The sequence below is a fragment of the Pseudomonas sp. Irchel s3f19 genome (assembly GCF_900187555.1).
GTDB classification, from domain to species: domain Bacteria; phylum Pseudomonadota; class Gammaproteobacteria; order Pseudomonadales; family Pseudomonadaceae; genus Aquipseudomonas; species Aquipseudomonas capeferrum.
The window spans coordinates 84351-96853 of the sequence record NZ_FYDW01000008.1 but is presented as its reverse complement, the minus strand read 5'-3'; the positions used below and the strand labels follow the sequence as shown (position 1 = coordinate 96853).

Sequence of the window (12503 nt, the reverse complement as noted above, 5' to 3'; positions counted from 1 at the left end):
CGTGCTCTTGGCGCCAACAGACGCCCACATGACGGCATGGACTGAGGAGCGCAGGAATGTCTCGATCTTGCTCACGCGATTTGGGCTGGAAAGGCGCGACCCTGGAATACTTGAGCCGGTTGCCGGTCAGGGACTGGCCGACACAACGCGAACTCGCCAGGCGCCTGTCGATCAGCGAGCATACTTATCGCCGCCACTTGCTGGTGGAAGGCGCCTCCTATAAGGCGCTGAAACAGCAAGTGCGACTGAGCCGCGCGATCCGCCTGTTGAGCAGCGGGCGCTACCGCAGCATCGGAGAGGTCGCGGACGACATGGAATTTTGCGATGAGCACTCGTTTCGCAAGATGTTCAAGCGTTGGGCCGGTTGCCCGCCGAGCCATTACTTGATTCGGCGGCAGGCCCTCCAGGTCGGAGGGCCCTCGGCCTAGCGTCCTCAGCGGTGCTGCAACAGATGTTGCGCCCCAGCGATGGCCTGGCTGCGCAGTGCCGGCAGATCGACGCCGACGAGCTGGCCGGCACGCTTGATGATGCGCCCGTCCGCGATGACGGTGTCTACGTCGCCCGGAGTGGCTGACTGGACGATGCATGCCAGAGGTTCGTTGACCGGGAACATGCCTAGGCGGCGGGTGTCGATGAGGACCAGGTCCGCTCGCTTGCCCACCGTGATCGAACCGGTCTGCTTGCCGATGCCCATGGCATCCGCCGCGCCCTGGGTCGCCCAGTGCAAGGCGTCGCGGGCGGTCATCAGCTGCTCTTCACCGGAGGTGGCAATGGCGAGGTTAAGGCAGGTCTGCATCAGCATGAACGGGTTGGCATTGCCGCCTAGCACCAGGGTGTCGATGCCCAGCGTTACCGGTAGCTTGGCCCGCTGCAACGCGGCCACCGGCGGCAGGCCGTACCCCACGCGCATTTCCGTCAGCGGCGTGATGCACACTGTGGCCCCCGACTGGGCAATGCTGGCCAAGTCCTGTTCGTCTGCATGGGTGGCGTGTACCAATTGCACCGAGGGGTTCAACAGCCCGCGCCGGGCCAGTTGCTGGATGGCCTTTTTCTCCTGCATCTGGCGGCTGACCGCAATATGCGTGGAGATCGGCAGCGCATGCGCCTTGGCGAAGGCGAATTCCTCTTCCCAGATCGGCGCCTCGGTACGCTCGGGCCCGCGAATGGCCAGGCCCAGGTCCAGGCGCGCATTACCGGCGCTTTGCAACTGCGCCTGTACCCGCTGGATATCTTTGAAGTCCATGGGCGCCGTGGGCGCCAGCTCTTGGGCGTAGCCATACCAGAGCCTGGCGCGCAGGCCGCTGGCGGCCAGCGCACGCAATTCGGCCTGGGCGTATTCCGGGCTACGCAGGTTGTGCGACCAGCTGTTTACCGTGGTGATGCCAGCATGCGCGGCCTCGGCCAGGCCCAGGCGTACGCTCAGTTCGTTGAGTTCAGGGCTGAAGCGTTTGCTGATGGCTTGCTGGGAGGCGAAGAAGGGCGGCCCGCCCGGCACCGGTGCACTGTTGCGCAGCAGGCTGTTCCACAAGTGCCAGTGGCAATCCACAAGGCCAGGGATCAGGATCATTTCGCTGGCATCGAGCACTTGCGCGCCGTTGACGGGCAAGTGGCGACCCACCTCACGGATGGCGCCTTGGTCGATCAGTACGTCGGCCTGCGCCATGTCGTCAAGGGCCGGGTCCATAGTGATCACCGTGGCATTGCGAATCAGCAGGCGTGTGGCCGGAGGAGCAGGTGCCGTTGCGGCCATGCTTGGCAAAACCAGGCTGGTGGTTGCACAGGCACCCAGTTGCAGCAGCGTTCGGCGGTCAATGAGCATGACGTTCCTCCTGGAGGGTCGCGGATTCATGTCGAGGGGCTAAACCACTGTGCAGGCACAGTACTACAGCCAACCCTTAAACCGTTCGGCATGTCACTGAGCTAAGTGACGCTTTTCCATCAATCAAGCGCTGCCGTTAGCCTTGACAGTTCCGCGCGTAGTTGCGGCCGCCTCAACGCTTGATCGGAGCGCACCCTTATAGCGCTGCACGTAGTCATGCCGTTCGTTCAGAGTTGCATCTGTAGCAGGCAACCCGCATTAGGCGCGCTAGCTAAGGCCTCCAGCTGTAGGGAATGCCGTGCACTGGTGATGTAGAGGGTTTTGCCGTCTACCCCGCCAATACAGAGGTCAGTGGGGGTAGGCACCGGCAGCCCGACCATGCGATCCAGATTGCCATGTGCATCGAAGTGGGCGAGGCTCCAGCCGTCCAGTTGTGTTGTCCAGACCCCGCCGGCATGATCCACTGCCAGACCTCCAAGACGCCCTCCACCGCGGGGCAGGGAGGAAAGCCTGCGCACGTTGGTGCTACCGGTGTTCAACATGAGGATGTTGCCCGAGCCCGATGCCAGGGCGTACACCGAACGCCCTGAGACGTCCCAACTGAACGCACTTACCTGCTCTGGCACGGCCCAGCCATGGCGCAACTCACCCTCAGCGCTGAGTTCGCCGATCAGGCATCCACCGGCAGTTTTTGCGCAGGCCCACAATGCACCCGAAGGGTGAGTCGCCAACGCCAGCAGACGGCTGCCCAGCAGGTCTTGGCGCGGATGTTCCTTGCCGTCCCAGTCGACTAGCGACCAACCACCGGTTTGTGCCACAAGCAAACCCTCCGGGTGCAATTCCATTCCGCGTATCGGCAGGTCTAAACGGGCAACCAACCGGCTGTTGTGCCCATCCCAGCAATGGATAGCTGGAGCAAGGGTATCTGCCCAGTAAAGTCGCTGCTGACCCGTATGCCATCGCGGGAAGGCACCATGGAAAGCCCAGGGGCCGGCGAGCACGGTGAACTCTTTGGCGTTCTGTGGGACGTGATTCGACCGCAGTTGCTCGCCCACGCGGCGAGCCGCTTCGGCCAGTTCCGGCCCTAGCAGCGTCAGACGCTCCAGGGTCAGCCGGTAGGCTGGGCCGGCCACACTCAACGCACCGCGTACCTGGCCTTGTTTGTCGATGATGGGCGCAGCGACGCAACGCACGCCCAAGCGAATTTCCTCGTCGTCCAGTGCGTACCCGCGAGCCTGAGTGATCTGCAGCTCTGCCAACAACCTGCGGCGATCGGTGATGGTTAAGGGGGTCAGCGGGGACAAAACCAGACCTTTCAGGATCTCGTCGCGAGCCATAGGTGACAGCGCTGAGAGAATGGCTTTGCCTTGGCCAGTGCAGTACACCGGCTTTGCCTGACCGAGGCTTGCCGCCGAGCGCTGAGTATGAGCGCCGTCGCAGCGTTCAAGTGAAAGCACTTGGTTGCCGTCGAGTACAGCCAGATAAGAGGTCTCTCCGGTCAGATCGCGCAAGGCACGCAGTTCTTCGCTGGCCGCTGACACGAGGTCGGGTTCCAGATAGGCGTTGCGCACCATTTCCAAGTAGTTGAAGCCTAGCCGGTAGACCTTACGGGTCGGATCACGTCGGATCATGCCGCGCTCCACCAGGGTGGCAATGATGCGGTACAGCGTGGTGCGGGGCAGCATTACCTGTGCGGCCAATTGGGCCTGGCTGATACCACTGGGACTAGCCCCAATGGCCTGCAACACATCTAGCGCCTTTTCTAAAGCCGCAGTTCCTTCACCTGTCTTCATTGTTTTCCCACCATTTGGAACTCCAGTGCGTAGGTATGCAGTTTGCCTCTTTTTAAAATCGGTTTCTCCAATAAGATCGGTCTCAACACGGCTGGTTGCAAAGCAGTTTCCCACATCATGGGAATTCGCTCTGATCGCCATCGGATGAACCTGCGAGGAGAACTCATAACAATGTCCGTCATCCACAACTATGCCGATGCTCATGAGAGCGTCTCGGGCAAGCAAGTCGAAGTCAGCGACGAAGTACTGGCCAAACTGGCTACGTGCAGCAGTGGCTCGCTGACCACTCAGCTGTTCAAGCGCGGCTTCCGCCAACCGGCGCTGGTCGGCTTGCGCAACATGACCCGCGACGTCAAGCCGTTCGCCGGGCGTGCCTTCACCATGCGCTTCATTCCCGCGCGTGAAGACATCGACACTTATTCGACCATGACCACTAAGCCCAACGACGACAACTTGCAGTGGGTCGGTGTTGAGCAGATCAAGCCAGGCGATGTACTGGTGATCGACAGCCGCAATGATCCTGCAGCAGCTTCGGCTGGCAACATCTTGGTTACCCGTTTGCTTGCACGCGGCGCCAAGGCCATCGTTACCGATGGTGCGCTGCGCGACGGCAGCGAGATCGCGGCAATGAGACTGCCGGCCTATGCCCGTGAAATCACCGCTACTACACGCATCTCCTACCACCATGTGGCCGACCTGCAGGTGCCGATCGGCTGCGCCGGGGTGGCCGTTTATCCAGGTGACATCATCGTTGGTGACGCCGATGGCCTGACGGTCGTGCCTGCTCACTTGGCCGAAGAGTTGGCCGAAGTCTGCAGGGTGCAGGACGATATCGAAAACTATTTGGCTATGCGCATCGCTTCGGGCGAAGCCCTATGGGGCGTTTACCCACCGAGCCCGGCATCGATTTCCGACTACCACGCCTGGGTTGCTGCCGGTCGTCCGCCGATCCCATCGATCATCGACAGGAAGGAGGGCTGAACCATGGCCGAGCACAAGCATGCGCAACTGATCCGCCGCTATTTCGACGCCTGCAACGAAGGTGACTACGACAAGCTGGTGTCGTGCTTTACCCCGGACGCGGTGCACTACTTCCCTGCGGGGCTACCGGAAGTGCCATGGCGCACCGCCGACACCATTGCTCGCAAGTGGGTTTGGTGCGTGGCAAACCTGGGGTCGCAGTGGACTATCGAGAAGATCCTGGTCAGCCACGACAGCAACGAAGCAGTCATCGAGTGGACGCATTGGAAAAACAAACTCGGCACCGCGCTGCGGGGGGACGAGTGGTATGTGTTCGATGAGCAGAGCGGGTTGATCAAGGAAATTCGAGCCTACTACGCATCGCCTGCTGACAAAGAGGTGACCATCAATGAACTGGTTGATTTCGACTACGTGGGCCGTGGGTATCACCTGGAGCCAAAAGCGCGTTAACGCCTTTGGCCGTTTAGTGGGCAAGACCGCCTCTACTGGAACGAGCTTGCCCGAGAGCGCCACCTCGTACTGATCAAGGAGTTAAGATGAGCACCCTGCATAACCAAGATTTCGCTGCTATCGATGCAGTCGTTGCCAAATCGGCTGCCGCTGCCGCTTTCTGGGCTGAATCCAGCGCCGCCCTGCGCGCCACTTTGCTGCGCGGCCTGGCCACCGCCCTCGAGCAGCAGCAAGCCGAACTAGTCGCCATCGCCGACCGCGAAAGCGGTTTGGGCGAAGGGCGCCTGAATGGCGAAGTGGCACGTACCGCCTTCCAACTGCGCGGCTTTGCCAGCGAGGTTGAGGCCGGCGTGCCGTTTCGCCAGATCGATGATCAGGCCATCACGGGCGCGCCACCTGCAGGTCGCCCACGTTTGACCCGCATCCAGCGCCCACTGGGCCCGGTGGCCATGTTCTCGGCCAGCAATTTCCCATTCGCATTTTCAGTACTGGGCGGTGACACCGCCTCTGCACTGGCTGCGGGTTGCCCGGTCGTGATCAAACCACACTCCGGCCACCCGGAGCTGTCCCGTGCGGTGTTCTCTCTGGTTGCAGGCGTGTTGCGAGCCCAGGGTCTGCCGGAAGGCCTGCTAACCCTGGCCGAAGCCCCCAATCGCGCCGCCGGCACCTACCTGGTACAGCACCCCTCCATTGCCGCTGTGGCGTTCACCGGTTCGTATCAGGGCGGCAAAGCCCTGTGGCAGGCGGCCAATGATCGTACCCGCCCGATACCTTTCTTTGGCGAGCTGGGCTCGATCAACCCGTTGGTCGCCTTGCCCAGGGCGCTGGAAAAAGATAGTGAAAACCTGGCCAAGACTTTGGCTGTGTCGATCACCCTCGGCTGCGGCCAGTTCTGCACCAGCCCTGGGGTGATCGTGCTGCTCGATTCGCCGCACAGCCACCGTTTCGTCGCTCAACTGGGCGAGGCTATTGCGCCGATCGCCACGCACCGCATGCTCACCCAGGGCATGCAGCAGGGCTTCGAGTCTGCCGCTGCCGCGGTAGCCGCCAATGCCACTGCTGTGTTCGCCCCGCAGGCCGACGGAGCCGGCCCGGCCCCGCGTTTGTTCGCCACCGACGCTGCATCCTTCATCGCCAATTCTGACCTGCGTGAAGAAATGTTCGGCCCCGCCGCATTGATCGTCACTGCGCAGTCGGCTGCTCAGGTGGCCGAAGTACTAGATGCCGTGGGCGGCACTCTCACCACCACGTTATGGGGCCTGGAATCTGATAGCGAGGAAAACCGTCTGCTAGTGCGCTCGGCCCAGCAGATCTCGGGGCGGGTGCTGTTCAGCGGCGTGCCGACCGGCGTCGCCGTGTGTCATGCCCAGCAGCATGGTGGGCCATGGCCGGCATCCACCGCACCGCAGAGTACCTCGGTCGGCTACGCCGCCATCGAACGTTTCCTCCGGCCGGTGGCCTTGCAGGATGCCCCGGCCTGGGTGTTGGGCTGAGGAGGGCAGAGCGATGATGAGACATATCGTCCTGTTCCGCCGCCTGCCCGGCGTCGAGCCTCAGCCTGAATTGGAAGCAGGGCTGATAGCGCAGATGCGCAACCTCAGGGAGAGAATCGACTTCATCCGCGACTGGAGAGTCGCTGCGAACGAATTGGATCGGCCAATTTGCTGGGACTACATCCTCGAATCCAGCTTCGACGACGCCGATGCAGTGACACGGTATCTGCCACACCCAGCACACCAGGCTTTGGTCGCCGACCTCAAGCAATACTTCGAGTGGGTGGCAGTGGATTACAGCGTCTAGACCCCTGATCAGTGCCTGATCCGCTGGCTGGGGTCAGGCGCTATAACAAGAAAGATCCGGCATCACAGGTGCCGGGCGGAGTCGCACATGAACAAGAAAAAGAATTATCGCTGGACGATCCTGACGATGCTGTTCCTCGCCATGATCATCAACTATGTCGATCGCGCTGCCTTATCGATCGCCATGCCCTTCATTACCCAGGAATACCACCTGACGCCTGCCGAAAAGGGCATGATCTTCAGCAGCTTCTTCTTCGGCTATGCCCTGTTCTGCTTCGTCGGGGGCTACCTTGCTGACCGCTTCGGTCCCAAGCGTGTACTGACCTGGTCGATGAGTTTCTGGTCGGTGCTGTGCGGTTCAACCGCGCTGGCTTTCAATTTCTGGTCGCTACTCATCGTGCGCGCGCTATTTGGTGTGGGTGAAGGACCGGTATCGACCACCGCCAACAAAACGGTTAACAGCTGGTTCCCGGTCAAGGAGCGCGCCCGTGCCATCGGCATCAACCAGGCCGGTGGCCCACTGGGTGGTGCCTTGGCCGGCCCAATCGTGGGTTTTCTCGCCCTGTGGCTAGGCTGGCGTGTGGCCTTTGTGATCATTGCGGTGGTCGGCGTACTATGGGCGATTGCCTGGTGGCGCATGTCGGCTTCCACACCTAAAGAGCACCCGCTGGTGTCGGCTGAAGAGCTGGCGCTAATCAATGAAGGCCGTGAGGCGCCCGTAACCACAGCAGAAGACGCGCCACGCACGCCGGTGCTGCAGATCATCTTGCAGCGCTCTGTGTTAGTCACCGGTGTTTCACTGTTCTGCTACAACTACATCCTCTACTTCTTCATGACATGGTTCCCCAGCTACCTGATTGACGCCAAAGGCATCGACCTGAAGGCGATGAGCATCGTCACCGCGCTGCCCTGGCTCGTGGGCACAGTCGGCTTCGTCTGCGGCGGCCTGCTGATCGACTGGGTGTTCAAGCGCACCGGCAAGCAACTATTCTCGCGCAAGGTCGTGCTGGTGACCTGTCTGCTGATCGCTTCCGTATGCATCGGCCTCACTGGCCAGGTCGAGAGCGTTACCAGCACAGTGGTGGTAATGACAGTGGCCATCGGCTTCTTGATGCTGACCGCCCCGGCCTACTGGTCGCTAATCCAGGACGCCGTGCCGGATCACCAGGTCGGCACTGCAGGTGGCTTCATGCATGGCCTGGCCAACCTCAGCGGCATCGTTGCGCCAACCGTGACCGGCTTCATCATCCAGTCTACCGGCACTTACGCCAGCGGCTTTGGCCTGGCGGCGGGCCTGGGCATTCTGGGAGCGTTGATCGTTGCCTTGTTCGTCGGCAAAAAACCGCTGAAGCACGCTACCGTGCCCGCCACTGCCTGACTTGCCACGCCTGGCGGCCCAGCACCGCCAGGCCTTTGCACCACACATGATTTTGGGATTTCGCCATGCTTACGCTTCTTGTCACCGGCGCCGCCGGTATCGTCGGAACCGCACTGCGTCCTTACCTGCGCGAACGTTTCAACCTGCGCCTGCTGGATCGCCGCCCCGTCACTGACCTGGTGAGCGGGGAAACCGCGCTTGTCGGCGACCTGACCGATCCGAACTTCGTCCGCCAGGCAGCCGAAGGGGTGGACGCGGTACTTCACCTGGCATGTGCTCACGGCACAGATATCCAGTTCCAAACCACGGTTGAGCCCAACTACCACGCCACCTTGTACCTGCTGGAGGCTGCCCAGCGCGTAGGTGCCAAGCGCTTCGTATTCGCCAGTAGCCACCATGTGCTGGGCCAGTACCACAGCGAGTCGGCCACACACTTCGATGACAGTCCCGTAGCACCCGACAGCTATTACGCCTTGAGCAAGGTGTTTGGTGAGGCTGCCTGCGCCACCTTCTCGCAGCGTAGCGAGCTGGCCACCTTCATTGTTCGCATCGGCAATGCAGACCCTAAAGTCGCTGATGCCCGTCGCCTGCGCTTATGGACGAGCGCCCGAGACCTGGCGCAACTGGTACTGATCGGGATGGAGCATCCAGAGGTGCGCCACGAGATCGTCTACGGCGTTTCAGAGTGCCCGGACGCGTTCTTCCACAACCGCCGAGCGCACGAGCTGGGTTATTGCCCTCAGGACAACGCTGCCGATCACTTGGCAGAAAACTTCCTTGCCTATGATGCAATGGCGCCGGTCGGTTCTGGCCGCGACCACGTGGGCGGCGCCTACGCCGGGGTTCCTTTGGCCAGCGTGCTGGAGCAAGCATGAAAATCGTCCGTATCGATACCCAAATCGTCGAAATTCCGTTCCAGGACGGTGGCAAAGGGCAGGGCATTACCCCGACTACATGGCACAGCCTGGAAAACGTGCTGATCCGCCTTGAAGACGAATACGGTAATGTCGGTTGGGGTGAAGCCTTCGGTTATTTCGTCGCTGATGCCACCAAGGCCATGATCGACCGCCTCATTGCACCGTTACTGCTCGATCGGCAAGTCGAGGACATAGCTGTCTTCAACCGAGAACTGCAACTGCGCCTGCATCTGTTTGGCCGTTATGGGGTGACGATGTTTGCCATCTCGGGTGTCGACATCGCGCTGTGGGATCTCGCTGCCCGTCGCCAAGGCGTGCCACTGCACGCGTTGCTTGGCCAAGCCCAGCGCGAGGAAGTGGCCGCCTATGCCAGTCTGGTGCGCTATGCCGACGATGTAGTGGCTCCGGCAATCTGCGAGAAGGCGCTGGCGATGGGTTTCCGCGATATCAAATTGCATGAAGTGACCCTGCCGGAAATTGCTGCCTGCCGCCATGCGATTGGTCTCAATGTGCCGCTGGCTACCGATGTGAATTGCGCCTGGACTGTAGCCGACACCCGCGAATGGCTGCCGGCGCTGGCTGACCTGCAGCTGGCCTGGCTAGAGGAACCGATTTTTCCGCCCGAAGACTTCGCTACCCTAGCCAGCTTGCGAGGGCAGGGGGTGCCGCTGTCAGCAGGGGAGAACTGGTGTACTGCGGTGCAGTTCGAACAGGCACTGCTTGCGGGCGCGGTGGACTCGATCCAGCCCAGCGTGACCAAGGTCGGCGGCATTTCCGAGTGCCTGCGCATCGCGGTACTGGCTGATCAGCACGATGCCGTGGTGCTTCCACATTGCCCGTATTTTGGCCCTGGCCTGATCGCCACCTTGCACCTGGCCGCTGTGCAGCCACGGGTGTCGCAGGTGGAGTACCTGTTCGTCGAGCCGGCGGGCTGGCTGTACCCGGTGGAGCAGTTGCGCCAGGGTAACCAGTTGCAGGTTCCGCAGGGCCCAGGGCTGGGTCTGGACATCGACCTCACCGTGGCCGAGCGATTCCGCCGCTAAGCCACGCGCTATTCCCGTTCTGCTTCCCTCTGCCACGCTCAGGTGTGGCGGTTGGGCCAAGCCGTGCCCGGAAAAGGGCATAGGAGGTTTCATGCAACCATTGCTGCTGAACAATGCAACTTGGTCGATTGGCTTGCTGCCCGCTTGGGGCGGACGAATCGCCCACCTGCGAGCCGAGGGACTCGACGTGCTGCTGCCGATTAACGCCGAAGCATTCGACCCGCTGGACTGGCCGCGAGCCGGCGCCTATCCGCTGATGCCTTATTCCAACCGCATCCGCAATGCTCACCTGCATTTTTCCGGGCGCGGCTACCCATTGCCAGCTCACCCTGCCGCACAGCCGCATACCTTGCACGGCGTGACCCACACCGTGCCGTGGCAGGTGTTGGAGCAGAGCGAACAGCAGGTGACGATCGCCTGTGAGTATCAAGGCGGGCACTGGCCTTGGCCGTTCCGTGCCGAGCAGCGCTATCTGCTTGATAGGCAACGTCTGAGTATCGAGCTGGTGCTGATCAATCTGGGCGACTCGCCAATGCCTGCGGGCCTTGGGCTGCACCCGTACTTTCAGCGCCACCCAGGATTGAAGGTGCAATATCGAGTAGGCCGAGAATGGCAGATCGATGACCAGTATCTGGCGACCGGTGCCACGCGTGAAGTGACACAAGCGCAGTTGATCGATGCTGATGACGTCCAGGCGATGGCGCATTACCAGTCGGGCTGGGATGGCCAACTTCAGCTTGACTACCCCAGCGGCAGGTTGTGCCTGAATGCCAGCCTGCCCCTGAGCCACTTGGTTGCCTTTGCTCCCGCCCGCAGCCCGTACCTATGTCTGGAGCCGGTGTCACACCTGGCGGATGCGTTCAACCAGCCACGGGATAGCTGGGCGCAGAACGGCACTTTGGAACTCGCGCCCGGGCAGCATCTAGAGGCCACTCTCGACCTCAGCTGGCAAAGACGCTGAGTTCCGGCTCGTCCGCTGTACCTGATACAACTCATAAAAGAGAACAATAATAATGAAAGACTCCTCGATTGGAGCGGGCTTCGCTCGCGCTGCAAAACCCTTGTCGCTGCTGCTGGGTCTTGGGCCGCTGTGTGCTCAGGCGGCCTTTGTGGACGATAGCAAGGCCAGCTTGACGTTCCGCAATTTCTACTACAACCATGACTTGCGCGACTCGACCAAGCCCGCGCAATCCAAACTGGAGGAGTGGGCGCAAGGCTTTATTCTCAAAGGCGAGTCGGGATACACCGACACTTCAGTCGGAGTAGGCGTGGATGTCTATGCGGGGCTTGGCTTGAAACTGGATTCATCGCCTTCGCGCAGCGGCACCGCATTGCTGCCCGCAGCCTATGACCGGGCGGGCGGCCCTCGCAATGCTGACCCGCGATCGGTGGACGAGTATTCTGAGGCCACCGCGGCGCTCAAACTCAAATACTCGAAGAGCGAACTTAAGGTCGGCGGTTTGTTCCCTAAAATTCCGTTAATCAGCTCGGGCGATGCGCGCTTGTTGCCGCAATTCTTCGAAGGCGCCATGCTCGACATCCGCGAATTGGAGAGTCTCGACATCGGCTTGGGCCAGATGCGAAAGGTCAACCAACGCGAGTTCGCAGGCGCGCGCGATATTCAGGTCGGCAACTACTACAGTGTTTTTAGCGATCGCTTCGACTACCTGGCCGGAACCTGGCGCGCCACTCCGCAGACCTCCCTTGGGCTATGGACGGGCCGTTTGCAGGATGTCTACCAGCAGGCGCTGTACACGGGTACGCAGAGTTTCCAGGCTGGTGACTGGAAGCTGTCTGGCACCCTGAATTACCTCGACACCGGCGAGTCCGGGAGCGAAGAGGCTGGCAAACTGGACAGCCGTATGACCTCGGCGATGCTCAGCGCCAACCTGCGTGCGCAGACCTTCCGCCTGGGTTACCAGTACAACGCCGGTGACAGCGCTTTGCCATTCATTCATGACACGGATTTGCCGGGGGTGGCTAACGCCGTGCAGGTGCTGCGTTTCGACCGCGCGCAGGAGCGTTCATGGCAGGCCCGTTACGACCTGGATTTTGCTGCGCTGGGTGTGCCGGGGCTAACCGCGTTCGCCCGATATGTGCGCGGTGACAACTTCAAGGTGGCAGGAGAGGAGGGTAGTGAATGGGAGCGCAACCTCGATGTCACTTATGTAATCCAGAGCGGCCCTCTGAAAAACCTGGCGCTGCGCTGGCGTAACGTCGAGCTGCGAGGTGATGCGACCGGGCGGCGGGACGAGAACCGGGTGATCATCGCGTACACCCTGCCGTTGTTTTGAATACCACGCTTGGGGTGCAATGCACCCTC

At 61.4% G+C, this 12503-nt stretch carries 12 protein-coding genes; 10 read left to right on the top strand and 2 right to left on the bottom strand.

Annotation, left to right across the window (positions count from 1 at the left end; translation table 11 throughout):
* The first annotated feature begins 56 nt into the window (after positions 1-56).
* Entirely contained in the window at positions 57-428 is a 372-nt protein-coding gene (locus tag CKW22_RS18795; protein WP_095064706.1) for a helix-turn-helix domain-containing protein, read from the top strand.
* Positions 429-433: 5 nt separating this feature from the next.
* Here CKW22_RS18795 and CKW22_RS18790 read toward each other — a convergent pair whose 3' ends face one another.
* Complete coding sequence (locus CKW22_RS18790) at positions 434-1819, bottom strand: amidohydrolase family protein (protein ID WP_160015206.1); 1386 nt, start codon at positions 1817-1819, stop codon at positions 434-436.
* A gap of 227 nt (positions 1820-2046) precedes the next feature.
* The gene (locus CKW22_RS18785) at positions 2047-3816 is read right to left on the bottom strand and encodes an IclR family transcriptional regulator C-terminal domain-containing protein (RefSeq protein ID WP_256577319.1); all 1770 of its coding nucleotides are present in this window, start codon (positions 3814-3816) and stop codon (positions 2047-2049) included.
* Between CKW22_RS18785 and CKW22_RS18780 the strand changes: the two genes are divergently transcribed.
* The 9 genes from CKW22_RS18780 (at position 3784) to CKW22_RS18740 (ending at position 12474) form a co-directional block, all read left to right on the top strand.
* Positions 3784-4593, top strand: a complete 810-nt coding sequence (locus tag CKW22_RS18780; protein WP_095064699.1) for a ribonuclease activity regulator RraA — start codon at positions 3784-3786, stop codon at positions 4591-4593. The two genes, CKW22_RS18785 and CKW22_RS18780, sit on opposite strands and share 33 nt — an antisense overlap.
* A 3-nt stretch (positions 4594-4596) precedes the next feature.
* Positions 4597-5043, top strand: a complete 447-nt coding sequence (locus CKW22_RS18775) for a nuclear transport factor 2 family protein (RefSeq protein ID WP_095064697.1) — start codon at positions 4597-4599, stop codon at positions 5041-5043.
* Between the two features lie 86 nt (positions 5044-5129).
* Entirely contained in the window at positions 5130-6536 is a 1407-nt protein-coding gene (locus tag CKW22_RS18770) for an aldehyde dehydrogenase (NADP(+)) (protein ID WP_095064695.1), read from the top strand.
* Between the two features lie 13 nt (positions 6537-6549).
* Entirely contained in the window at positions 6550-6843 is a 294-nt protein-coding gene (locus tag CKW22_RS18765; RefSeq protein WP_095064693.1) for a Dabb family protein, read from the top strand.
* A gap of 87 nt (positions 6844-6930) precedes the next feature.
* The gene (locus CKW22_RS18760; protein WP_095064691.1) at positions 6931-8220 is read left to right on the top strand and encodes an MFS transporter; all 1290 of its coding nucleotides are present in this window, start codon (positions 6931-6933) and stop codon (positions 8218-8220) included.
* Positions 8221-8285: 65 nt separating this feature from the next.
* Positions 8286-9095: an NAD(P)-dependent oxidoreductase gene (locus tag CKW22_RS18755; protein ID WP_095064689.1), complete on the top strand. Its 810-nt coding sequence runs from the start codon at positions 8286-8288 to the stop codon at positions 9093-9095.
* Positions 9092-10180 (top strand): mandelate racemase/muconate lactonizing enzyme family protein, encoded by a 1089-nt coding sequence (locus CKW22_RS18750; RefSeq protein ID WP_095064687.1) that lies wholly within the window; start codon positions 9092-9094, stop codon positions 10178-10180. The genes CKW22_RS18755 and CKW22_RS18750 overlap by 4 nt, the downstream gene beginning before the upstream one ends.
* Positions 10181-10271: 91 nt before the next feature.
* Positions 10272-11141, top strand: a complete 870-nt coding sequence (locus CKW22_RS18745) for an aldose 1-epimerase (RefSeq protein ID WP_095064685.1) — start codon at positions 10272-10274, stop codon at positions 11139-11141.
* A gap of 52 nt (positions 11142-11193) precedes the next feature.
* On the top strand, positions 11194-12474 hold the full coding sequence (locus CKW22_RS18740) for an OprD family porin (protein WP_095064683.1): 1281 nt from the start codon (positions 11194-11196) through the stop codon (positions 12472-12474).
* Positions 12475-12503: the final 29 nt, after the last annotated feature.